The sequence below is a fragment of the Algibacter miyuki genome, assembly GCF_030409805.1.
GTDB lineage: Bacteria > Bacteroidota > Bacteroidia > Flavobacteriales > Flavobacteriaceae > Algibacter > Algibacter miyuki.
This window is the reverse complement of sequence record NZ_JAUFQP010000001.1, coordinates 525,287-549,932: the sequence shown is the minus strand read 5'-3', so window position 1 is coordinate 549,932 and position 24,646 is coordinate 525,287. Positions and strand designations below refer to the sequence as shown.

Genomic DNA, 24,646 nt, shown 5'->3' with positions numbered 1-24,646 from the left:
AAAAAAACGTCGTATTTTTTTACGATTTAAGGGCTTGTTAATTCATTATTACAAATCGATTTTGTAAATTCGTATCCTAAAATTTAACAAATGAGTAAATACGATATTATTGTTCTTGGAAGTGGCCCAGGTGGTTATGTTACAGCTATTAGAGCATCGCAATTAGGTTTTAAAACTGCTATTGTTGAAAAAGAGAGTCTTGGTGGAGTTTGTTTAAACTGGGGTTGTATCCCTACCAAAGCCTTACTGAAATCCGCTCAAGTTTTTGAATATCTAAAACATGCTGAAGATTACGGTTTAAAAGTAACCGATGCAGAACACGATTTTGATGCGGTTGTAAAACGTAGCCGTAACGTTGCAGATGGTATGAGTAAAGGTGTTCAGTTTTTACTAAAGAAAAATAAAGTAGATGTAATTAATGGTTTTGGAAAACTTAAACCAGGTAAAAAAATAGATGTTGATGGCACTGAATATAGCGCCGACAATATTATTATAGCTACTGGTGCTCGCTCTCGTGAGTTACCAAACTTGCCACAAGATGGTGAAAAAGTAATTGGATACAGACAAGCCTTAACGCTAAAGAAACAACCTAAGAAAATGATTGTGGTTGGTTCTGGAGCTATTGGTGTTGAGTTCGCATACTTTTACAACTCTATGGGAACTGATGTAACTATTGTAGAATATTTACCAAAAATTGTACCTGTTGAGGATGAAGACGTATCTAAATTAGTAGAGCGTTCTTTTACAAAATCAGGTATTAAAGTAATGACTTCTGCTGAAGTAACTACAGTTGATACATCTGGAGAAGGTGTAAAAGCCACAGTTAAAACAAGTAAAGGCGAAGAAATTCTTGAAGCTGATATTATTTTAAGTGCCGTTGGTATTAAAACAAACATTGAAAACATTGGATTAGAAGATGTTGGAATTGTTGTTGATAGAGATAAAGTAATCGTTAACGATTTTTACCAAACTAATATTCCTGGATATTTCGCCATTGGAGATATTACTCCTGGACCTGCTTTAGCGCACGTTGCTTCTGCTGAAGGTATCCTTTGTGTAGAAAAATTAGCTGGACAACATGTTGAAGCTTTAGACTACGGAAACATTCCTGGTTGTACTTATTGTACTCCTGAGATTGCATCGGTTGGTATCACTGAAAAGCAAGCTAAAGAACAAGGTTTAGATGTAAAGATTGGTAAATTTCCTTTCTCTGCTTCTGGAAAAGCTAGTGCTGGAGGAAACACAGAAGGTTTTGTAAAGGTAATTTTCGATGCTAAATATGGCGAATGGTTAGGTTGCCATATGGTTGGAGCCGGTGTTACTGATATGATTGCCGAAGCTGTTTTAGGTAGAAAACTTGAAACTACAGGTCATGAAGTTTTAAAAACTATCCACCCACACCCTACAATGAGTGAAGCCGTTATGGAAGCTGTTGCAGCTGCTTATGACGAAGTAATACATATATAACTTAAAACGTTAGAAAGTAAAAAATGCGATTCAAAATCTACTGAATCGCATTTTTTTTATCTTGATCGGTACTTTATATTTAATTGAATTATGTTAGCTAAACAACGCTTTTATGTTTTAGATGCTTTTAGAGGTTTATCTGCTATATTTGTTTTCTTATACCATATGCCTCGCCATAGTTTTCTAACCAATAATTCGTTTATTGCTAATTCAGGATATTTTGTAGATTTATTTTTTGTCCTAAGCGGTTTTGTTATTTATCATAACTATCATGATAAAAACTTCCATATTAGAAATTTTATTAAAAGACGGTTTAATAGATTATTACCGCTTCATATTTATACCCTTTTAATACTGGTTCTTCTTGAAACTTTAAAACTATTTGCGCAGCCTTATTTACCTTTTAATGATATAGCATTTTCACAAAATAATTTAGCTACATTTTTACCGCAACTATTTTTATTAAATGCTACCCCTTTTTTTACAGGGTTCCAATGGAATGGACAAAACTGGTCTATAAGTGCTGAAATTATTTCATATATGCTATTTGCCTTTTCGTCCTATTTTTGGCTTAAAAACAAAAAAAATATTATTCTAATTTCTTCCTTACTCGTTGTTTTTGGCTATCTTTTTTTTAATTTCAATTTTGATACGTTTGATTTAACAATCGATTTTAATTATAGTTTTATTAGAGGTTTTAGCGGTTTTTTCATAGGAGTCTTAACCTATTTATCAAGACCATATTTTCTTAAAGCATTAAAAAACGTATCTACAACGGTTAAACATGTATTAGAATTACTCGCCATATTCCTTACAGTACTATTTATAATTAATTTTAACCCAAACCAATATTACTTTTTACATCTATCCTTTTGTCTTTTAATTCTATTATTTTCTTTTGAAATAGGTTTTATCTCAACATTTTTAAAACTAAGTCTTTTTCAGAAAATAGGTTTATGGTCGTATTCCATTTATTTAAACCATATTTTAATAATTAGAATTTACTCCCTTTTCTTAGAAAAAGTGTTCAAAATAGAAGGGCAATGGTTTTTATTTTTTGAAGTTTTTACTTTGGTATCACTTTGCATTTACTCATACTATACTTACACTTACATTGAAAAAATATTTTTTAAACGTAAAGTAAAAAGCTTACTCTAGACTAATAGAGTTTAGAATTTATATTTAGCTCCTAGCTTAAATAAAGCATCATTTCGTAAAGGTGCGTTGGTCTTAAATGAGTTTCCTTCGCCGACATTATAATCAAACCGAGCTTCCATTAAAAACGATTCATTCACATCGTACTGCACACCGAAAGTCCCAAATAACGATACATCTTCAATTCTTCCATCAATAGAAAACATTTTGACTTTTGGCCCTAACAACACACTAAAATTTTGATCCAATTTATATTTAGCCAAAAATGGAATATTTCTTATAGTATACGTAGTTCCAAAACCTCCGACGTTTCTAATGTTGTTTTCAACTCTAAAAGCCCAATCTGTATTAATATAATATTCTGAATAATAGTTTCCGAATGGTAGGACTTCACCCGTAATATTGACATTATCACCAGTACCAAAAGTTTTGGTTTTCTGATCGTCTTGAGCATGTAAAGCGCATAAACCTTGTTGAATAATGCATAAAAAAAGTAATATTTGCTTCATAATTAATAGATTTCAAAAATTATACAAACAAACTTAATCACAGCTCTCGTTAATGTTTCCCAAAGATTTTATAATATCATCTTAAAATAATTAGGATGACGGATTTCAAATAAATCTCTTAAACTATAAAAAACTCTGAATAGCCAACTCATAGCTCTGCATGCCAAAACCAAGAATAACACCTTTTGCATGCGCTGAAAGATAAGATTGATGACGAAACTCCTCACGCCCAAATGTATTCGAAATATGCACTTCTACAACAGGGGTTTCAATGCCTTTAATAGCATCGCCAATACCAATAGAAGTATGTGTATATGCACCTGCGTTTAAAATTACACCATCAAAACTAAAACCAACCTCGTGCAATTTATCAATAAGTTCTCCTTCTATGTTAGATTGAAAATACTCTAAAACAATACCTGGATATTTTGCTTTTACAGACTCAAAATACTCCGTAAAGGTTAAACTTCCGTAGATTGATGGTTCTCTTCTTCCTAATAAATTAAGGTTCGGGCCGTTTATGATGATTAGTTTTTTCATACTGTAAATATATTTAAATTTTAGGTATAAAAAACCAAAGCCATTAAACTTAGGTTATAAATATTTAAAAATAAACCGCTAAATAACCTTAATCCCAAAGACTCGAACGTCTAAAATTGTTAAAGTTTTTGCAATAATAAAAAACCATCAAATTTCTACCATCAATTATGTATTTTTACCTTAATGAAATGGGAAAATGCACTTAAAGACTATCAACTCTATTTAAAAATAGAACGCGGTTTATCTAAAAATTCTATAGATAATTACGCCTTAGATGTGAAAAAGTTAATGCGCTTTTTAGAAGACGCTTCAATTACCATATCCCCTATTACGATTACTGCTGAAACGGTTCAGCAATTTATTTATACTGCAGCCAAACAAATTAATCCACGTTCTCAATCACGATTAATATCTGGACTCAGAAGTTTTTTCAACTATTTAGTTTTTGAAGATTACAGAGAAGACAATCCTTTAGAACTTATTGAAGCTCCCAAAATAGGCCAAAAACTTCCTGACACCTTATCGGAAGAAGAAATAGACCTACTGATACAAGCTATCGACTTAAGCAAACCTGAAGGAGAACGCAATAGAGCCATGCTAGAAACGTTATATGGTTGCGGTTTACGCGTTAGCGAATTGATAAACTTAAAACTATCGGATTTGTTTTTTGAGGAAGGTTTTATTAAAGTAACTGGTAAAGGCGACAAACAACGCTTTGTACCTATTATAGACCTCACCAAAAAATACATCAACATATATAGAACACAAATTAGAAACCACATGAATATTCAGGCGGGGTTTGATGATACTTTGTTTTTAAACCGACGGGGAAAACAATTAACACGTGCCATGATTTTTACTATTATAAAACAATTGGCCGTTAAAATTGATCTAAAAAAAAGTATATCACCACATACATTTCGGCATTCGTTTGCCACACATTTGTTAAAAAACAATGCAGATTTAAGATCGATTCAGCTCATGCTTGGTCATGAAAGCATTACTACAACAGAAATATATGTGCATTTAGATAAAAGTCATTTAACCAAAATTGTAGAACAATTTCATCCTAGAAAATGAAATGTGACTTCTTATTATATTTAGTGTCAAAACAGTATCCCTCAAATTTATTTTAACCTAATCCCTCCCTAATGACCAATTATCATGAGTATATTCTCACAGATACAACAATTGTTTGTATCAAAGAAAGATGTAAAAAATTTAGATGCACTAAAATGGCAATTCGCTGTAAAAAACAGTAAAATAGGCGTTTGGGATTGGGATGCAAAAACCAATAACGTCTTCTATTCCGATGAATCAAAAGAAATTCTAGGTTATGAAAGCCATGAAATAAAAGATCATGCGGAAGAATGGAATAAACGTGTACATCCTGAAGATAGAGACACCTATTATAGCGATTTCCAAAAGCACCTTGCTGGCGAAAAAGACAGCTACGAAAACGAACACCGTGTGCTTTGTAAAGACGGTACTTATAAGTGGATTTTAGATTCTGGTAAAGTCGTTAGTAAAGACAAAAACGGAAAACCTTTACGCGTTATTGGCACTCATGTCGATATTACCCAACGAAAAAGAGATGAAATACTTTTAAGTGAAAATTTTAAAGTTATTACGAAGCAAAATAAAAGATTTTACAATTTTACACATATTATCTCTCATAATTTAAAAACGCATATTGATAATTTCGAAAACATTTTAGAGTTTTATGACGCGGCAGAATCTGAAAATGAAAAGGAACAAATGTTTGAATATTTAAGAAACATTTCTTCAACACTAACCGATTCTATGACGGACTTAACTGAAGTTATTAATATAAACAGTGAACAAGGTAATATAAATGATGACATTAACTTAAACCACATTATAAACAACATTTTACGCCATCTTAAAATAGATATTGATAGTAGCCAGGCCAATATTTACACAAGTATCCCTAGTGATTTATTTATAAAAGGAAATTCCGCGTATTTAGAGAGTATTTTCCATAACCTCATATCAAATGCTATAAAATATAGAGATGCCACTAAGCCTTCTGAAATTAACATTAAAGCTATTAAAACCAAAAACGGCTTAGATATAACTATAGCAGATAATGGTATTGGCATTGATTTAGATAAATATGAAGGTGAAATTTTCGGGATGTACAAAACATTCCATAAAAGCCAACGTAAAGACTCGAAAGGTATCGGCCTTTATCTAACAAAATTACAAGTTGAAGATTTAGGAGGCGAAATTACTGTTGAAAGTACAATAAATGAAGGCACGGAATTTAAATTATCGTTTCCAAAAGACAAAGCATTTATCAAGAATTAAAATGCCCGATATATTTATATATTAGACATAAAAAAAAGCTTTCCTTAATTTAAGGAAAGCTTTTTTTATATAATTACTTTATAAATTACTTGGCTATATTAACAGCACGTGTTTCTCTAATTACCGTTACTTTCACCTGCCCAGGATAAGTCATATCCGTTTGTATTTTTTGTGAAATACTGAATGATAAATCAGCTGCATTTTGATCGTTTACTTTTTCACTTTCAACAATAACACGCAGTTCTCTACCAGCTTGAATAGCATAAGCTTTCTTAACACCGCTAAATCCAAATGCAATTTCTTCTAAATCTTTTAAACGTTGAATATAACTGTCTAAAACTTGACGACGTGCGCCTGGTCTTGCTCCCGAAATAGCATCACAAACCTGAACAATAGGTGCTAATAACGATTTCATTTCTATTTCGTCGTGGTGCGCTCCAATAGCGTTTATTACATCATCTTTCTCTCCATATTTCTCAGCCCATTGCATTCCTAAAATCGCGTGTGGCGTTTCCATATCTGTTTCTGCATCTGGCACCTTTCCAATATCGTGTAATAATCCTGCACGTTTTGCTAATTTAGGATTTAAACCTAATTCTGCTGCCATAACACCACAAAGCTTAGCTACTTCACGTGAGTGCTGCAGTAAATTTTGTCCGTAAGACGAACGATATTTCATTCTACCTACCATTTTAATAAGTTCTGGATGTAGGTTATGAATTCCTAAGTCGATTACTGTACGTTTACCAACTTCAATAATTTCTTGCTCAATTTGTTTTTGAGTTTTCTTTACAATTTCCTCAATACGCGCTGGGTGAATTCTCCCATCGGTTACTAATTTGTGTAATGATAAACGTGCAATTTCACGTCTTACAGAATCAAAACAAGATAAGATAATAGCTTCCGGTGTATCATCAACAATAATCTCAACCCCTGTTGCAGCTTCAATAGCACGAATATTTCGACCTTCACGTCCAATAATACGTCCTTTAACATCATCCGATTCAATATTAAAAACAGATACACAGTTATCAACCGCTTCCTCTGTTCCTATACGTTGTATGGTGTTAATTATAATTTTCTTAGCATCCTGTTCTGCGGTAAGTTTTGCTTCTTCTAAAGAGCTCTGAATAAATGCCATAGCATCATTTTTAGCTTCCCCTTTTAAAGATTCAACCAATTGCTCTTTAGCTTCTTCTGCCGAAAGGCTAGAAATCACTTCTAGTTGTTGCACTTGGCTTCTATGTAATCTTTCAACCTCTTCTTGTTTTGCTTCTAAAACATCCAATCTGTGGTTGTAATCTTTTACTTTACGGTCTAAACTTTCGTTTCCTTTTTTACTTTTTGAAAGTTCGTTTGAAATTTGAGACTCCTTATCACGTGTGCGTTTTTCGGCTTCAGCCATTTTCTTGTCACGCGAAAGAATTACCTTTTCATGTTCGGCTTTAAGTTCTAAAAACTTTTCTTTAGCCTGAAGTATTTTATCTTTTTTAATGCTTTCGCCTTCTAAATTTGCTTGTTTAAGCAAAGAAGCCGCATGTTTCTTAGCGCCTTTTATAAGTTTTGAAGCGTTATTCTTTTCTAATGTTTTTGCTATGATAAAGCCTATTGCAAGCCCTAAAATAACACCACCTACTGCAAATATAATTGAGTTATCCATCGTTTAATTTAGTTCATTATTATATATAAAAAAGCCTACACCAGCATAAAGTTTTGTATAAACTCCTTAAAAACAAGTTTAGGGCTAACAAGCTGATCAAGGATCTGCTAGATGCTGAATAAATTCAGTAAATGCAGCCTGCTTTTACAACTTAAACTCACCCTTTTTAAAGAATTAACGTTGAGTTTATCAAAAAAAATAACCAATGTAGGCAGTAACTTTTTAGTTTATTTTAAAGAACGAATTAAGAAACTATATATAGGAATGTAATAAATTATTTAACGCATTGAGTTTTTCCTCAACATGCTCATTTACATTTGTATTGTCTATAGATTTCTGCTCTACTTGAGATGCAAATTGTAAAGCACACATGGCCAAAACATCTTGTTTATCTCGAACAGAATAACTTTGCTCAAATTTTTTAATCATTACTTCAATGTTTTTCGCAGCCTTACGAAGTCCTTCTTCCTGACTTGCGTCAATAGTTAAAGGATACACTCGGTTTGCTATAGATAGCTTTATTTTAAGCTTTTCAGACATTGAATTTAATTGGCTTTAACCAGATATTTGACCGATACAATGGTCAATTTCTCTAATTAATGCATTTATTTTAAGCTTAGTTTCTCTTTTATTATCGTCACCACCAAGCATTGAATTTGCCATTTTTAGAGCTTCGTACTTTTCTTCCCAACTTTCATTAATCGTTTTTTGGGTCTGAATTTCTTTCTTTGAAGCTTCTAATTCTTCATGTAATTTCAAATTAGATTGCTTTAAAAGCTCTAGTTTACGTAATACCTTGCTAATTTTGTTTTCTAACGAATCTACAATATCTTCAATATTACTCATTTACAAAAATCAATACTTATCTCACAAAGTTAACCAACCTGTTTATAATTTACAATTGTTTTTCAATAAATTTTCAGATTAATACGTCTGGCTCTATTTTGGCACAATGGCTTCTATTCCGCAGGACCAAATAGCTCTTTACAAAAATGAATTCCTTTATAATAATCGCCACTACTCTAAATTAATGGATTCATCCTTTTTCATTAACAATTTATCAATTTTAGAAACAACCTATCCACTTTTGATACTGAAATTTAAAATGCATCGTTTAAATTAAGGTTAAAGTAACCACGCTATTTAGGCTTGTTACTTTCTGTTTTTTCTTTGAGTTTTCATATCAAATTAATACTTTAGCGGTTACAACTATTTTATGAGATTTATACTTTCCCTTCTTTTACTTTGTTCACTTTTTTCGAACTCACAGAACAATTATCCACAAGATTATTTTGGCAATCCGCTAGATGTTACGCTAGTTTTAGCTGGTACATTTGCCGAATTACGCTCTAATCATTTCCATTCTGGATTGGATATAAAAACAAAACAACGCATTGGCTTAAAAGTACTCGCTTCGGCAAGTGGTTTTGTAAGTCGTATAAAAATTTCAAACTTTGGTTACGGAAAAGCCCTGTACATTACGCATCCCAACGGTTATACTACGGTATATGCGCATTTATCTAAACTGTCGCCCGAGATTGAAGCTTATATTAAAGCGAAACAATATGAGGAAGAGTCTTATGAAATCGAGCTATTTCCTACACCTGAAGAATTATTGGTTACAAAAGGCGAATTAGTTGCTTATAGTGGTAATACTGGTAGCTCTGGCGGGCCACATTTACATTTTGAAATTAGAAACAAAGAAGAGCATCCTATTAACCCTATGCTTTTTGGCCTTGATGTTTTAGATACTAAAGCCCCAGTTATTCAAGCGCTTTACGCCTATCCTTTAGACGAAAATTCTTTTATCAATAAAAAGAATACCAAGCAAAAAATACGTTTGGTACCTTTAAAAAACGGTGATTTTGTAACCGAAAAAATTGAAGCTATCGGTAATATTGGCTTCGGAATAAAAACCATAGACCGTCAAGATTTAGCAGGGAACTCTAATGGTGTTTACAATATTCAAACGATTGAAAATGGTAACCGAAATTTTGAAATCGATTTTCGGAAGTTTTCGTTCGACGAAACAAGGCACATTAACACTTTAATTGATTATGAACATTATAAAACGAAAAAAGAACGTGTTCAATTATTGTTCAGAAAAGACAATCCGTTAAGTCTATTAAAATCGGTTAGCAATGATGGCGTACTCACTATAAAGGACAGCACAAATTCAGTTTATAAAATTCGCGTATCCGATTTTAAAAGCAACTCCTCATGGATTACTGTTAATATAAAAGGCACTCAAAGTACAGCTGCCGAGCCTGTTCCCGCAAAAATAACACCTTATTTTATTAAGGCTAATGAAACCACTAATCTAAAAGAAGGTAAAGTATCTGTAGATTTTTATAGAGATACGTTTTATAGCGATTTATATTTAGATTTTGAAGTAAAAAACGACACCTTGTTTTTAGATGAAGATGTAACGCCAACTCAGAAAAACTTCAACATTACTTTCGATGTTAGCCATTATAATGATGCAGATAAAAACAAACTTTACATCGCGCGTTTAATAGGCTATAAAAACTATCCTGTCTATTCTACTACAAGAAGAGATGGCGATTTTTTAAGTACAAGCACTAAAACGTTAGGCAAATATGCATTGGCTACTGATACTATTCCGCCAACCATTAAAGCCTCGAATTTTAAAGACAATCAATGGCTTAGTAACTTTAGATATCTGAAAGTAAAAATTACCGACGTAGGTTCTGGTATTTCAAATTTTAGAGGTACCATTAATGGAAAATGGATTTTAATGGAATATGAGTACAAAAATAATACGCTAACTTACGATTTTAACGACAACGACTTAACCGATACAAACAACAAGTTAAAGGTAATTGTAACGGATAATGTTGGAAATAACACTACTTTTGAAGCGTTATTTCATAGAAAATAATGCTAACTAACGCGCTAACCGCTTGAAAACAAAACTTATATTTTTCAGTTTATTTTTATTCAACCTTTACTTTGGGTACACACAAACGGCAACTATTAAAGGTGTTATTTTAGATGAACATAATTTACCTATAGAACAAGTTAATATCAAGTCTGGTACGCGTGGTACAGTTAGTAATTCCAACGGGTTTTACAGTTTAACTATTCCTTCAAATGAAACGGTTACCTTAACGTTTTCCCATTTGTCGTTTAAACAAATGACGAGTACATTCAACTTAAAAAATGGCGAAACTTACGAGTTTAACCCCGTTATGAGTGCTTCAATAGAACAAATAGCAGCCGTTGTTGTTACCAGTAACCGCCGCAAAGAAATTGAAGGCATCATCACTTTAGATCCCGAAGCCATCCGAAAAATTCCTGGCGCCAATGCTGGAGTAGAAAATCTTTTAATGACTTTACCTGGTGTAAGTAACAACAATGAGTTAAGCACACAATACTCGGTTAGAGGAGGTAATTATGATGAAAATTTAGTGTATGTAAATGACATTGAAGTTTATCGTCCATTTTTAATTCGCTCAGGGCAGCAAGAAGGTTTAAGTTTTGTCAATTCTGATTTGGTTCAAAATGTCGATTTCTCCGCAGGTGGTTTTCAAGCTAAATATGGCGATAAATTATCGTCAGTTTTAGATATTACTTATAAAACTCCCTATCAATTTGCTGTTAATGCCGATTTAAGTTTGCTCGGCGGAAGTCTTTCCGTAGAAAATATGAGTAAAGATTCTAAATTTACAAGCATGGTAGGTTTGCGTTATCGCGACAATAGTTTACTCGTAGATGCTAAAGAAACAGAAACCAATGTAAACCCAACCTTTGCCGATGCTCAAGCGTTTTTAACGTATCAATTTACCGATAAATTTCAATTGAGTTTTTTAGGAAACGCATCTATCAATAAATATAATTTTGAACCACAAACGCGTCAAACAAACTTCGGAACACTATCTGATCCTATTGCACTTTTAGTTTTTTATGAAGGGCAAGAAAAAGATCAATATCAAACCTATTTTGGAGCTTTTAAAGGCACTTATTTTGCTAACGATGATTTAACACTGAAGTTAATTGCCTCCACATACCATACTACGGAAGAAGAATATTTTGATATTTTAGCTCAATACCGTTTAGGTGAAGTGAACAGCAATATTGGTGATGAAAATTTAGGTGAAGTTGAATTTAGCGAAGGTGTTGGAAGCCAATTAAACCACGGTAGAAACGACCTTGATGCTTTAATTACAAACCTAGAGCATAAAGGACATTTAAATATTGAAGACCACCATATAGAATGGTCTGTAAAATACACGCACGAAGATATTAGAGACCGTTTAATAGAATGGGAAACAATTGACTCTGCAGGATTTTCCATTCGTCCGCCAAAAACAGTTGCAAACGAGCAACCTTACGCACCTTTTAGCGGACCTTTAGAGCCTTACCAAAACATTAGAGCGACGAACAATACGCAAATTAACCGTTTGCAAGCTTATGCGCAATGGAGCAAACGTTCTACAATTGGCAATAGTGATGTTTGGTATAATGCAGGCGTACGTATGCATAGCTGGTCAGTTTCTGGCGATGGTATTTCTAACACAAATCAAGTGGTGTTTAGTCCGCGTGCACAATTCACCATAAAACCAGAATGGGAAAAAGATATGCTATTTAGGGTGGCTACAGGATTGTATTACCAACCGCCTTTCTATCGCGAATTACGTGATGCTGCAGGAACGGTTCAACCTGATGTAAAAGCGCAAAAATCGCTTCATGTTGTATTAGGAAATGATTATAGTTTCAAAATGTGGGATCGCCCTTTTAAATTAACGACCGAACTATATTACAAAGGTATTACCGATGTAAACCCATACACCTTAGAAAACGTACGTATTAGGTATGCTGCCGACAATAACGCCGAAGCTTATGCTTATGGCTTAGATATGCGTTTAAACGGTGAGTTTGTACCCGGAACCGAATCTTGGTTTAGTTTTGGATATCTTAAAAATGAAGAAAATATTGATGATCGTGTTTATATTGCCAGACCAACCGATCAACGTTTAAAGTTTGCTGCGTTATTTCAGGATTATGTACCTAATGTGCCCAACCTAAAAATGTATTTAAACTTAGTTTACAATACAGGTTTACCTGGCGGATCGCCTAGTTATGCCGACCCTTACGATTATCAAAATAGATTACCCGATTACAAACGTGCCGATTTAGGTTTACAGTTTGTTATTGTGGATGATAAAAAACAATTTGATCGCGGTTGGAAGAAACCTTTTAAAGCCCTGTCTTTTGGGTTTGAAATTTACAATATGTTTGATACACAAAATTCGATTACAAATACTTGGGTGCGCGATGTATATAGTAAACGCCAATATGCCATTCCTAACTATTTAACACCTCGCGTTTTTAATGTGAGAACGAGTATGAGGTTTTAGACAAGTTAGTTTTTTATTCAAAAATGAATTAAAAAATATGTCACTAATTTATTTATACATCGAAAAACTCTAAATTACCTAATTACAGTGTTAATTGAAGCTATATAAAGGGTATCATCTTGAAAATAATTTTCTACCCATATTTCTATAAAGTCACCTGGAGAAAGCTCAACAGTACCAACAACAGCAACGGCACCAATATCCGTGTTAGATCCCAACTGTCTCGCAGTACCTGTCTCCAATACCGGAGTTGCCACTGTGTCCCCACTATCGCCTTTTGCAACATAAAAAACATAAGTATCACCATCACTCTGAGGCGCTACCCCTTGAAAAGAGACACTTGATGTTACTGTAAAATAACGTTTTTGTTTTCCCTCATAAACCAGTCTATTATTCCCATCCCTAGAAAATCTAAACAAATTATTACTCACTGTAGTACCTTGTATTTTATTAGCAACGCTATTTCCTGAAAATGTTGTATTCTGACCTGTACCACTACTAAAATTTAAATTAGCATCTCCTACAGCATTACTATCCGTTTCTACAGGAATACCAGGACAATCTACATCCCAATCGTTTGTAAAATTATAACCCGGATAGGTGTTTCCGACATAGCCATTAACCCGATCTCCTGCACCAGATATATTTACCCCTGTTAATGAAGCCGATATTGTTATAGTAGGATCTGCACTTACATCAATTCCCGTATCACCACTCTCTACAACAATTCTTCCATTAGCGATTTGAAGATTACCAAAAGAACCAGAAAGGGTTAAACAAGTTCCTGTATTGCTTGTCCAAAAAATACTTTGAACGAAAAAAGAATTAATATTTGAAACAGACAAACCATCATCACTTCCTACCATTTGCAAAACAGAAAAGAATACCACTCCTAAATCACTTAAAGTTCCAATAGAAGAAGCTCCTGTTATAACAATACTATAGCCTATAACATTCTCTGAGCCTGTTCCTGTAATATCAAAAACTTGTTGTCCATTTCCTCTAATCAACAAATCTTTAAGCCTGCCTCCTGTAGCTCCACTAAACAATGCGCCTCCTGTGCCATTTATAAGAATATCTTCACCTGTATCTTCACCAATCATATTCGCTCCATTTAAATCGATAGGATAATCAAATGTTATTGTTCCATTTATTTCATAGACATAATCTTCATTCAATACATATTTACCACCTACTAATTCGTCCGATAAATCTGCGATACTTTTAACAAGCTTGTAATTATCTCTAGTTACAGAACCTTCTAGTTTAACCCACGCAGAACTATCAAAATAGTAAAAAGCATCCTCATCAGTATCAAAAACTAACAACCCTTCAACAGCGGTGGCTATTGCATTTTTTTGCAACGTAGTCATCCTTGGTGTTAAAACCCCTTGTGTTGTAGATTCCATTTCTAAAATAGAAGAAACATGTGGATCTATTGTACCTATCCCAACTTGACTATAAGTATTAAATTGAAAAAGAAAGAGTAATACGAAGACTATACGGTAGGTTTTCATAATATGAAAAAGTTTAAAGAAATTCTTCTTAGTAAGAATAACCTACACAAATTACGGAATAAAACTTACAAAGTCGAGTGATTCGTTCAAAAAACCAGTTTTACTTCTGAAAATCAACCGTTTATCGGTAAACCCGAAAAACATCAACTACATAATCAATATCAGCTTTCGTGTTAAATTTACTGAACGAAAATCGTAATGATGGTTTCTCCAAATCTTCCGAAGATAAAATTTCCGATAGTACATGCGATTTTTTATTACTTCCACTTTGGCAAGCTGAACCTCGAGAACACGCCACACCTTTTAAATCTAATTGAAACAATATCATCGATGCCTTATTTGCCGGAATTGGTAAACAAACATTAACTAAAGTATAAGTGCTTTTTTCAAAATCTCCCGATTGCCCATTAAAAGTGGCTTTAGGCATTACTTTTAAAATTTCATCAATGAAATATTTTTTAAGATCCAAAATATGGTTATGCTCTGTTTCTGCTTGTTCTTGCATTAATGTTAGAGCCAACTCTAAACCTACAATATTATGTACACTTTCGGTACCTGCCCGTAAACCACGTTCTTGTTCGCCTCCAAAAATTAAAGGTTTTAGTAATCCTGTGTTTTTTCTAATGAAAGCAAAACCTACGCCTTTTGGGCCGTGAAATTTATGTGCCGATGCCGCTATAAAATCAACATCTATAGTTTGTAAATCTAGTTTATAATGTCCTACCGACTGCACGGCATCACTATGAAACAGGGCGTTATTAGCTTTACAGAGAGAACCAACACGTTTAATATCGGTGATATTTCCAATTTCATTATTAACATGCATTAAGCTTACCAATGTTTTTTTATCGGTTTGTAATAACCTTTCCAATTGTGTAAAATCGATATCGCCCTTACCATCAACATCTAAATAACTTACCGAAATATCAAATGCTTTTTCTAAAGCTTCCACCGTATGTAAAACCGCATGATGTTCAATTTTAGTCGTAATAATATGGGTTACACCTAAATCTCGAACGGCACTATTCAGTACTAAATTATCGGCTTCGGTACCTCCAGACGTAAAAATAATTTCACCAGCAGATACATTTAGGCTGTTTGCTACTGTTTTCCTAGCTTTTTCAATTAACGTTTTAGACGATCGCCCAAAACTATGCGAAGAAGACGCATTACCAAAACTGGTATTTAACACTTCGGTCATTATATTTACAACCTCCGGTCTTAGTGGTGTTGTAGCGGCATTATCAAAATAAACGGGTTTCATAGTACGGTTTTGAGCGGTAAAAATACTTTAAATAAAATTATTTCTAATACTGTTCGTTATTATAGTAAATCAATTTTAAATAACTAGCTCAAATTATTAAAAATAGAGTTGTTAAAATCACGCAAATAAACCTTATTAAGTTTATTTAACCGGTAATTTTAAAGTTTATTTGTTATCAATAACAATTCCACTATTTTTGTGGCAAAATAGATCCCCCATGCGTAAATTATTTTATCTTTTTATAGGTCTTAGTTTAATATCCATTCAAGCTTGTGATGATGGCGACATCATTACCGTAGAATTAGATTTTGAAGACACTTTTAGCGCCTGCGAAGGTGTATCAGATTTGGTATTATACAAAACAAAAGAGGATCCTTCGGAATCTTTATCGGTACTAATTTCAAACTATACTTTAGATGAAATTCTTGAAACAGGTACAAACGACACATTAAGTGTTGAAAAAAGCGCGACGTTTTACTACAGAACTTATAGTGATGCTAGTTTACCATCGGCCCTATTTTGTAGCGATATTCCTGAAGAAGTTAATATTACATCGAGTGAAGATGACGATTGTATTGCTGAAATTTTAACCGTTTTATCCAAAGATGATAATGATGGAATTTTGGCTATTTTAGAAGATGTAAACGGCAATGGCGATTTAACAGATGATGATACCGATGGCGATGGCTTACCGAATTACATTGATATGGATGATGATGGTGATAATATTTTAACGGCCGATGAAAACCCAGATCCTAATGGTGATGGCAATTTAGATGATGCTCAAGATACTGATGGCGATGGCATTCCTGATTATTTAGATGATGATGATGATGGCGATGGCGTAAAAACACGAGATGAAGAAAACGACTCTCAAGATCAACGCCCAAATAACGATACTACCAATAGTTTAATTGGAGCCGATTACTTAAATCCAGAAATAAAAACGACTGTTCCGGCAACCGCTTATAGAGAACACACGGTATATAATACGTATTTAGTAACCGTAAACTTACAAGGAATTAGTTTAAGCTTTTTATCGCAAGACGATTTCGATTTTGGAGTTTTAAGTGATAGCGGTTTAACATCGACCACAAAAATAACTCCAGATTTCAATTAATCTGAAGTACTGTTTTGAAAAATATAAACTTCGGTAGCGCCTAAACCATATTTTTGGTAATTAGCATCGTAGTATTTTACATTATAGCGACCGAATAAATATTCTAATTCCATTTTTAGTACGCCTTCGCCTACGCCGTGAATAAACACCACTTTTTGAACGCGTTTAGATATCGCCCATTCTAATTTATGTTTTGCCGTATCTAATTGCAGACTTAACATATCGTGATTGGCCATACCTCTAGCCGATTTCACTAACTGATTAATATGCAAATCAACTTCCATAGTAGGCTCAAAACGCTCTTTCGATTTCACTCTAACCGATTTTCGTCGTACTGGTTTTTCTTTTTCATCTAAAACAGCATGCAAGCTTTTATGAGAAAAAATTCCCGTTCTAAAATCACTTTTAGAAGTGTCTTTTACCAACTCGTAACTTTCAAAATCTAGCAAAAACCCATCAGTAGTTTCAATAAAAATTTGTTTGCCTTCAATCTTTTTTATGCGTCCAGCCAAGTTTTCATCTAAAACTAAAACCGAATCATTTACCTTAAAATCCATTTCAAACAGGTTTAAATATCCTCATTAATATCCGCGTCTTCATCCACCTTACTTGGTATAGTTCGGGAAACTCTATAAACTCCCATCATCAAAAATACAATCCCTATAGTTAATAAATATTGATTTTGATTTGCCCCAACCTTGGCATACATAGCCACGGCAGCGCCCATCAGGATTAAAATATAATTTAAGTACTTCATCTTGCAAATTTACACAAAACTGTAACATAAAAACGATATTTTACATCGGTTAAAATGCGTAAAATAAAGTTTATCTGTAAAAACACTTTAATTTAAAACGTTTCACTCTTATTTTTCGTACATTTACAAGAATAACTGATTACTTCATTTTATGAAAAACGTCACCTTTTTGCCCAAAAAACCTCTTTTAATGCCATTGAATCTAGGCTTATTAGTATGGTTAGTTTCCTCTCAATTAGCTACAGCACAGCTTTCCGTTAGAAATAATGCAGCCATATTTATTAAAGATGAAATCGTTTTTGTTGAAGACGATATAAACCTTGAAGAAACAGCAAGCACCATTTATTTAAGAGACGAAGCTCAAATAATTCAAGGCACAGGTACTACAGGAAATTCAGGAGAAGGTGAATTAAGCGTTTACCAAGACGGAAATGTTGATGCTTATGAATATAACTTTTGGTGTTCTCCTACCGGAAACCATGATGACACCTTAGTAAACAACCCGTTTGGGGTTACATTGCTTAATGATATTAATACTGTAATAAATTCTACCCCGGCAGATGTAACCCCACAACCTAACCGCAACGGCTCGGCTACAGATCTTAAAATAGACCCTTACTGGATTTGGAAATATATAGGAGAAACAGACTATACTGGCTGGGTTCATGTTGGAAATGCAACTACTATTGAGCCAGGTCAAGGTTTTACAATGAAAGGTACACAAGGTTCAGGCAGTAACCAAAATTATGATTTTAGAGGCAAACCAAATAACGGGCACATTGAAGTTTCTGTTACCAATGGCGCCTATAGTTTAGTAGGAAACCCTTACCCTTCTGCTATGGATGCTCATGCTTATATTTGGGACACGAATAATAAAACAAGCATTACTGGAACTTTATACTATTGGGAACAAAACCCTAATGTAAATTCGCATAATTTAAATGCTTATGATGGTGGTTATACTACTTATTTAATTACTGAAGATGGAACTACTGAAACAATAACATCAGCTACTTTTACAACTTTTAATAATGATGGATCAGAAAACGGAAGTACAGGAACAACCGCTAAATTAATAAAACCAGGAAGACATATTCCAATTGGTCAAGGCTTCATGGTTCAAGGTGCTTCTGGAATTCCAAGTAATAGCACTGTAAATGCAGAAAATAGTCATCGCATTTATGAAAAAGAAAATATGACTACTAGTGTCTTTTTCAAATCGGCTAATTCCAAAAATACGGAACCAGTAGTTAATAGTATATTTACCACCGTGAATTCTGAATATAAACGTTTTAGATTAAATGTTGATTTCAACAACACTTACACCAGGCAGTTAGTAGAAACTTTTAATAATAATGCTACGGAAGGTTTTGATCGCGGATTAGAATCTCGATTACATGAAAGGGATATTTTATCGGCAGATGCTTATTTTCCTATTGGAGATTTAAGTTATTTAGCTGAAGCTTTAGTTTATGATGAAGATTTAAAAATACCTTTAACTATTGAAGTAAATAATGACATGCCTGTAAGAATTAGAATTGCGGATGTTCAAAACTTCGATACTGATTTACCTATTTTCATTCATGATAAAACAACTAATTTATATGTGAATTTAAAGTCTCAAAGTTTTAATGTAAATCTAGATGCTGGAAAATATACCGATCGATTTGAAGTAACATTTAAGGCAGCTACATTAAGTACAGAGCTCCTAGATGTAAACACAATCAACGCCTTTCAGAATAACAAAACAAGCACTTTGACCCTAACAAACCCATCGCTTTTAAACATCAAATCTATTTTGGTTTACGATGTTACCGGAAAACAAGTGTTAACAGATAAACCTAGTTCTACAAAGTTATCTCACAGTATATCTACCAAACAATTAAGTACTGGAGTATATATTTTAAATGCTGTACTTGATAATAATATTGTGTTTAACAAAAAAATTATGATTACCGAGTAAATCTTTTACTACCAATTAAACCTGAAAGCCAACTAATAAAAATTCGATAAAGGATTTTTTTGTCAGTTGGCTTTTGTTATTTTAGCACATTCAGAATACAACACCATGCAATCTTTAGAAAAATACATGCTGCCTTGCCTTAACAAAAAACTCTTTGGGGTAGAATGTATGGGCTGTGGTATTCAAAGAGCATTTTCGTTATTATTACACGGCGATTTTGTTGCTGCATTTAAAATGTACCCCGCTATTTACCCGTTGCTTATTCTTGTTATTTACATTGGAATTAATGCTTTCTTTAAATTTAAACAATCTAATAAAGTAATTACTGTAGTCGCTATAATGACCGTAATTACTATTATAACTAGTTATCTAATCAAAATAATCAATTAAAAAACAAACACATGGAACAAGAAAAACTCAATGCAACGTTAGTTTACGTATTATCAATTATAGGTCTTTTATGCTGCTGTATTGCCGGTTCTGGATTTATATTAGCTGGTATTGCCTTTTTTATAGCAAATAGTAAAATAAACGCAGCAAAAGCAAACCCAGAACAGTACGACCCTGCAAGCGTAAAAGCGATGAATACTGCAAAAACAGTAGCATTGGTTATACTTATAATAAATATACTTTACTTAATATATTCTATTTACCAAATTGCTACAATTGGTTGGGATCAAGTTATGATACAATCTCAAGAGATTATGGAACAATATCAAAGTCAACAATAATTATTGATTTATTAGACATAAAAAAAGCGACCCGTGGGTCGCTTTTTTTTATTTCATTAATTACTAAAACTATTACTTTTCAAATTGAGTAAGTGTTTTTGTTATTATGGAAACACAGTCTAATAATTGTGCTTTCGTCATCACCAATGGCGGTGCAAAACGAATAATATTACCATGCGTTGGTTTGGCTAACAAACCATTATCGCGTAAAGCAATACAAATGTTCCAGGCGGTATCGCTATCTTCTGTATCATTAATTAAAATGGCATTTAGCAAACCTTTACCTCTAACGTCGTTTACTATAGAACTGGTTTCGATAAATTTTGATAGTTCAGCTCTAAATACTTCACCTAAGGCTTGTGCATTTTGCGCTAAGTTCTCATCCTTAACCACTTCTAAAGCTGCAATTCCAACAGCGGCGGCTATAGGATTTCCGCCATAAGTACTCCCGTGGTTTCCGGGTTGGATAACATTCATTATCGCATCATTCGCTAATACCGCAGAAACCGGATAAGCACCACCAGACAAAGCTTTACCTAATATTAATATATCGGCTTTTACATCTTCGTGGTCAATTGCCAACATGCGTCCCGTTCTTGCAATACCGGTTTGTACTTCATCTGCAATAAACAATACATTATGTTTTTCACAAAGCGCTTTTGCAGAACTCAAGTATCCTTCGCTTGGCACATAAACACCTGCTTCACCCTGAATAGGTTCTACTAAAAAGCCAGCAACATTTTTATTATTTACTAAAACATCTTCTAGTGCTTTTAAATTATCGTATTCAATTTTAATGAATCCTTTGGTATAAGGACCAAAGTTTTTTCTAGCTACAGGATCATTACTAAAAGAAATAATAGTTGTGGTACGTCCATGAAAATTATTTTCACAAACCACAATTTCGGCTTCATTCTCATCAATACCTTTTACTTCATAAGCCCATTTTCTACATAGTTTTAAAGCCGTTTCTACAGCTTCAGCCCCAGTATTCATGGGTAATAACTTATCGTAATTAAAGGTTTCAGTCGCATATTTTTCAAACTTACCTAGCACATCATTATAAAATGCTCGAGACGTTAAGCTTAAAGTTTGCGCTTGTTTTGTCATGGCATCAACAATTTTTGGGTGACAATGCCCTTGGTTTACCGCAGAGTAAGCCGACAAGAAATCGTAATATTTCTTACCCTCTACATCCCAAACATACACACCTTCTCCTCTACTCAATACTACGGGTAGTGGATGGTAGTTGTGTGCACCATACTTGTTTTCTAAATCTATCGCTTGTTGCGAAGTTAATTGGTCTAAAACAGCCATTTTAAAATAAAATTTAAACGTTCGTATCCAAAAAAATGGATATCTAAAATAACCATTCCTTCTCTACCTTTATCCTTTCGAGGTTTCGAAAATTCAGCGTGGGAGAGAAATCATCCCTAAGAACTTCAAATTTATACAATTAAAGTAGAAAATGTGTCTTTTCGTTAAATTTTGTGTCTAATGAGTAACAACCTAATCAAAAAATAACAATTTATGGACTATTTATCAAATGTATTAGACACTCTCACTAAATCTATTGGAGGTAATTTATCAAATGCTTTATCGGCATTAATTATTATAATCATCGGTTGGTTTATTGCGGGATTACTAAAACGTATTATTTTAAAAATCTTCAAAAAAACAGGTGTAGACGACAAACTTAAAAACTCAAAAATTAGTCTTTCAAAATTCATCAGTAAACTGGTTTATTTTTTAGTCATGATTTTTGTCTTCACTCTAGCTCTAGAAAAACTAGGTATGACCAATGTTCTGGACCCATTAAAAAATATGCTTAACGATTTTGCTGGCTTTGTACCAAACATTATTGGCGCAGGTTTAGTATGTTATATTGGCTATATGCTAGCAACCATTGTTTCAGAACTTGTTGAAGTTTCGGGCGGTTCTATTCAAAAATTTGTACCAAAATTAAAACTACCAGAAAACATCGACATTGTTAATGTGATTAAAAAAATCGTTTTCATCTTTATATTTATTCCGTTATTAATATCGGCTTTTAATATTCTGAATATGGATGCGATTTCTCAACCAGCAACAGCTATGCTTAACGACTTTTTTAACGCTATTCCGAAGGTTATTTCAGCATCGTTAATTCTTATCTTATTTGTAGTTGGAGGCCGTTTTTTAAGCGAACTTATTAAGGACTTATTAAACAGTATGAATCTAAACAACTTCTTTAACAAAGCCGGACTAGGATCGATTACAGGAAATACCAACTTGGTAAAAATTATAGGAAACTTAGTATATTACTTTATTATTTTATTCGGATTAACCACAGCGGTAGATAAATTAGAATTCCATTATTTATCTGATGTTCTATCTACTATTACCACATATTCTGGTAAAATAATTTTCGGATTAATCATTTTAGCTATCGGAAACTGGATTGCCAATATCGCTGCAAATAACTTCGCGAAAAACGACGACAACGCCTTTGTGGCGTCTATTATTAGAATTGCAATTATCGCGATATTCTTGGCCATTGGTTTAAGAACGATGGGACTTGCCGACGAAATTATAAACCTAGCTTTCGGTATATCACTTGGTACGGTAGCTTTAACTATAATTCTTTCTTTCGGACTTGGTGGTCGTGAGGCTGCGGGCAAACAAATGGATAAAATTCTTACTAAATTCAACAAAAAATAATACCTCAAATTTTACTTCATTTTAAGCTGCTTGGTGTTATACTAAGCAGCTTTTTTTTATTCAAATTAAAATTCCAATAAACAAATTGAAATTTATACGAATTTTATTTCTGGCTATTAGTATTTTTGCAACATGTCTAGAAGAAAATCAAGAAAACAAGTTTTTGAAAACGTCGAAGTTATCGATGCCGGAGCTAAAGGAAAAACTATAGCTAAAGCACCCGACGGAAAAGTAATATTTTTACCAAACGCCGTGCCTGGTGATGTGGTAGATGTGCAAACCTTTAAAAAGCGTAAAGCATATTATGAAGGTAAGGCCACCGTATTTCATAAATTGTCCGATAAAAGAACCACACCCGCTTGCGATCATTTTGGTACTTGTGGTGGTTGCAAATGGCAAGACATGGCTTACGAGCATCAATTATTTTATAAACAGAAAGAAGTTACCAATAACCTAACCCGTATTGGCCATATAGAATTACCGGAAGTTACACCTATTTTTGGTGCTAAAAATCAGTATTTCTACAGAAATAAAATGGAATTTTCATTTAGTGATAGCCGTTGGTTGACGCTAGAAGAAGTACAATCGGATGAAGATTTAGGAGATAGAAATGCGCTAGGATTTCATATTCCAGGCATGTGGGACAAAATTCTAGATGTTAAAAAATGTCATTTACAAGCCGATCCTTCTAATGCTATTAGAAATGCCGTTAAAGCTTTCGCTCTCGAAAACGATTTAGAGTTTTTCAATACAAGAAATCAAACCGGATTATTACGTACCATGATGATTAGAACATCAAGCACGGGAGACATTATGGTGATGATTCAATTCTTTAAAGAAGACAAAGAAAAACGTGAATTAATTCTAGATTATTTAGGTGAAACGTTTCCTGAAATCACATCGTTACAATACGTTATTAACGGAAAAGCAAACGATACTATTTACGATCAAGAAGTCATTTGCTACAAAGGAGACGATCACATTTTTGAGGAAATGGAAGGTTTGAAATTCAAAATCAATGCCAAATCATTTTATCAAACCAACTCGGAACAAGCTTACGAATTATACAAAATAACGAGAGACTTTGCTGGATTATCAGGTACCGAATTGGTATACGATTTATACACAGGTACTGGAACCATTGCTCAGTTTGTTGCAAAACAAGCTAAAAAGGTGATTGGTGTAGAAGCCGTTCCCGATGCCATTACTGCTGCTAAAGAAAATGCACAATTTAATAACATTAATAACGTTGAGTTCTTTGTAGGTGATATGAAGCATGTTTTTAATGCACAATTTATTGAAGCCCACGGTACGCCAGATATTATAATTACCGATCCTCCACGTGATGGTATGCATAAAGATGTGGTACAACAAATATTGAACATTGCACCTAAAAAAATAGTTTACGTAAGCTGTAATAGCGCCACACAAGCTAGAGATTTAGCTTTAATGGATGAACAATATAAAGTTGTAAAAACCCAAGCTGTAGATATGTTTCCACAAACTTTTCACGTGGAAAATGTTGTACTTTTGGAGAGACGCTAGTGCCTA

22 protein-coding genes and 1 other RNA gene are annotated in these 24,646 nt (G+C 33.5%); 12 read left to right on the top strand and 11 right to left on the bottom strand.

What is annotated here, in order from left to right:
- Positions 1 to 90 precede the first annotated feature (90 nt).
- Both lpdA and QWY92_RS01795 read left to right on the top strand, forming a co-directional pair.
- Positions 91 to 1,467, top strand: a complete 1,377-nt coding sequence (gene lpdA / locus QWY92_RS01800) for a dihydrolipoyl dehydrogenase (RefSeq protein WP_290268164.1) — start codon at positions 91 to 93, stop codon at positions 1,465 to 1,467.
- Positions 1,468 to 1,557: 90 nt separating this feature from the next.
- Positions 1,558 to 2,625, top strand: a complete 1,068-nt coding sequence (locus tag QWY92_RS01795) for an acyltransferase family protein (protein ID WP_290268163.1) — start codon at positions 1,558 to 1,560, stop codon at positions 2,623 to 2,625.
- An 11-nt stretch (positions 2,626 to 2,636) separates the two neighbouring features.
- Here the strand turns inward: QWY92_RS01795 and QWY92_RS01790 are convergent, their stop codons facing one another.
- Positions 2,637 to 3,131: a hypothetical protein gene (locus QWY92_RS01790; RefSeq protein ID WP_290268162.1), complete on the bottom strand. Its 495-nt coding sequence runs from the start codon at positions 3,129 to 3,131 to the stop codon at positions 2,637 to 2,639.
- 123 nt (positions 3,132 to 3,254) lie between these two features.
- Positions 3,255 to 3,671 carry a type II 3-dehydroquinate dehydratase gene (aroQ, locus tag QWY92_RS01785; RefSeq protein ID WP_290268160.1) on the bottom strand — a complete coding sequence of 139 codons (417 nt, stop codon included), beginning with the start codon at positions 3,669 to 3,671 and terminating at the stop codon, positions 3,255 to 3,257.
- 183 nt (positions 3,672 to 3,854) lie between these two features.
- Between aroQ and xerD the strand changes: the two genes are divergently transcribed.
- Positions 3,855 to 4,751 (top strand): site-specific tyrosine recombinase XerD, encoded by an 897-nt coding sequence (xerD, locus tag QWY92_RS01780; RefSeq protein WP_290268158.1) that lies wholly within the window; start codon positions 3,855 to 3,857, stop codon positions 4,749 to 4,751.
- 84 nt (positions 4,752 to 4,835) lie between these two features.
- Complete coding sequence (locus QWY92_RS01775; protein WP_290268156.1) at positions 4,836 to 6,002, top strand: sensor histidine kinase; 1,167 nt, start codon at positions 4,836 to 4,838, stop codon at positions 6,000 to 6,002.
- Positions 6,003 to 6,087: 85 nt separating this feature from the next.
- Here QWY92_RS01775 and rny read toward each other — a convergent pair whose 3' ends face one another.
- The 4 genes from rny to QWY92_RS01755 form a co-directional block, all read right to left on the bottom strand.
- On the bottom strand, positions 6,088 to 7,662 hold the full coding sequence (rny, locus tag QWY92_RS01770) for a ribonuclease Y (RefSeq protein WP_290268155.1): 1,575 nt from the start codon (positions 7,660 to 7,662) through the stop codon (positions 6,088 to 6,090).
- A gap of 59 nt (positions 7,663 to 7,721) precedes the next feature.
- Positions 7,722 to 7,848: non-coding RNA, 6S RNA (gene ssrS / locus QWY92_RS01765), on the bottom strand.
- Between the two features lie 66 nt (positions 7,849 to 7,914).
- The gene (locus QWY92_RS01760) at positions 7,915 to 8,202 is read right to left on the bottom strand and encodes a cell division protein ZapA (protein ID WP_290268153.1); all 288 of its coding nucleotides are present in this window, start codon (positions 8,200 to 8,202) and stop codon (positions 7,915 to 7,917) included.
- Positions 8,203 to 8,217: 15 nt separating this feature from the next.
- Positions 8,218 to 8,508: a coiled-coil domain-containing protein gene (locus QWY92_RS01755; RefSeq protein WP_290268151.1), complete on the bottom strand. Its 291-nt coding sequence runs from the start codon at positions 8,506 to 8,508 to the stop codon at positions 8,218 to 8,220.
- Between the two features lie 370 nt (positions 8,509 to 8,878).
- Here QWY92_RS01755 and QWY92_RS01750 point away from each other — a divergent pair, with 370 nt between their 5' ends.
- Positions 8,879 to 10,564: a M23 family metallopeptidase gene (locus tag QWY92_RS01750; RefSeq protein ID WP_290268149.1), complete on the top strand. Its 1,686-nt coding sequence runs from the start codon at positions 8,879 to 8,881 to the stop codon at positions 10,562 to 10,564.
- 22 nt (positions 10,565 to 10,586) lie between these two features.
- The gene (locus tag QWY92_RS01745; protein WP_290268148.1) at positions 10,587 to 13,043 is read left to right on the top strand and encodes a TonB-dependent receptor; all 2,457 of its coding nucleotides are present in this window, start codon (positions 10,587 to 10,589) and stop codon (positions 13,041 to 13,043) included.
- A gap of 74 nt (positions 13,044 to 13,117) precedes the next feature.
- Here QWY92_RS01745 and QWY92_RS01740 read toward each other — a convergent pair whose 3' ends face one another.
- Together QWY92_RS01740 and QWY92_RS01735 are read right to left on the bottom strand one after the other, a co-directional pair.
- Complete coding sequence (locus QWY92_RS01740) at positions 13,118 to 14,560, bottom strand: phage tail-like protein (protein WP_290268147.1); 1,443 nt, start codon at positions 14,558 to 14,560, stop codon at positions 13,118 to 13,120.
- A gap of 121 nt (positions 14,561 to 14,681) precedes the next feature.
- Positions 14,682 to 15,824, bottom strand: a complete 1,143-nt coding sequence (locus QWY92_RS01735) for a cysteine desulfurase family protein (protein ID WP_290268146.1) — start codon at positions 15,822 to 15,824, stop codon at positions 14,682 to 14,684.
- A 217-nt stretch (positions 15,825 to 16,041) separates the two neighbouring features.
- On the opposite strand from QWY92_RS01735, the gene QWY92_RS01730 reads away from it, so the two are divergent.
- On the top strand, positions 16,042 to 16,944 hold the full coding sequence (locus tag QWY92_RS01730) for a hypothetical protein (RefSeq protein ID WP_290268145.1): 903 nt from the start codon (positions 16,042 to 16,044) through the stop codon (positions 16,942 to 16,944).
- Here the strand turns inward: QWY92_RS01730 and QWY92_RS01725 are convergent.
- Both QWY92_RS01725 and QWY92_RS01720 read right to left on the bottom strand, forming a co-directional pair.
- On the bottom strand, positions 16,941 to 17,501 hold the full coding sequence (locus tag QWY92_RS01725; RefSeq protein ID WP_290268144.1) for a DUF8465 domain-containing protein: 561 nt from the start codon (positions 17,499 to 17,501) through the stop codon (positions 16,941 to 16,943). The two genes, QWY92_RS01730 and QWY92_RS01725, sit on opposite strands and share 4 nt — an antisense overlap.
- An 11-nt stretch (positions 17,502 to 17,512) precedes the next feature.
- A complete protein-coding gene (locus tag QWY92_RS01720; protein ID WP_290268142.1) occupies positions 17,513 to 17,701 on the bottom strand; it encodes a hypothetical protein in 189 nt (62 codons plus the stop codon).
- A 190-nt stretch (positions 17,702 to 17,891) separates the two neighbouring features.
- Between QWY92_RS01720 and QWY92_RS01715 the strand changes: the two genes are divergently transcribed.
- From QWY92_RS01715 to QWY92_RS01705, 3 genes are all read left to right on the top strand, one after another.
- On the top strand, positions 17,892 to 19,664 hold the full coding sequence (locus QWY92_RS01715) for a DUF8693 domain-containing protein (protein WP_290268140.1): 1,773 nt from the start codon (positions 17,892 to 17,894) through the stop codon (positions 19,662 to 19,664).
- 66 nt (positions 19,665 to 19,730) lie between these two features.
- Positions 19,731 to 20,054: a DUF2752 domain-containing protein gene (locus QWY92_RS01710; protein WP_336622082.1), complete on the top strand. Its 324-nt coding sequence runs from the start codon at positions 19,731 to 19,733 to the stop codon at positions 20,052 to 20,054.
- An 11-nt stretch (positions 20,055 to 20,065) separates the two neighbouring features.
- A complete protein-coding gene (locus QWY92_RS01705) occupies positions 20,066 to 20,395 on the top strand; it encodes a CCC motif membrane protein (RefSeq protein ID WP_290268139.1) in 330 nt (109 codons plus the stop codon).
- A 72-nt stretch (positions 20,396 to 20,467) separates the two neighbouring features.
- Here the strand turns inward: QWY92_RS01705 and rocD are convergent, their stop codons facing one another.
- Positions 20,468 to 21,712 (bottom strand): ornithine--oxo-acid transaminase, encoded by a 1,245-nt coding sequence (rocD, locus tag QWY92_RS01700; protein WP_290268137.1) that lies wholly within the window; start codon positions 21,710 to 21,712, stop codon positions 20,468 to 20,470.
- 213 nt (positions 21,713 to 21,925) lie between these two features.
- Between rocD and QWY92_RS01695 the strand changes: the two genes are divergently transcribed.
- Both QWY92_RS01695 and rlmD read left to right on the top strand, forming a co-directional pair.
- The gene (locus QWY92_RS01695) at positions 21,926 to 23,095 is read left to right on the top strand and encodes a mechanosensitive ion channel (RefSeq protein ID WP_290268135.1); all 1,170 of its coding nucleotides are present in this window, start codon (positions 21,926 to 21,928) and stop codon (positions 23,093 to 23,095) included.
- A 132-nt stretch (positions 23,096 to 23,227) separates the two neighbouring features.
- Positions 23,228 to 24,640 carry a 23S rRNA (uracil(1939)-C(5))-methyltransferase RlmD gene (gene rlmD / locus QWY92_RS01690; RefSeq protein ID WP_290268133.1) on the top strand — a complete coding sequence of 471 codons (1,413 nt, stop codon included), beginning with the start codon at positions 23,228 to 23,230 and terminating at the stop codon, positions 24,638 to 24,640.
- The last annotated feature ends 6 nt before the right edge of the window (positions 24,641 to 24,646 follow it).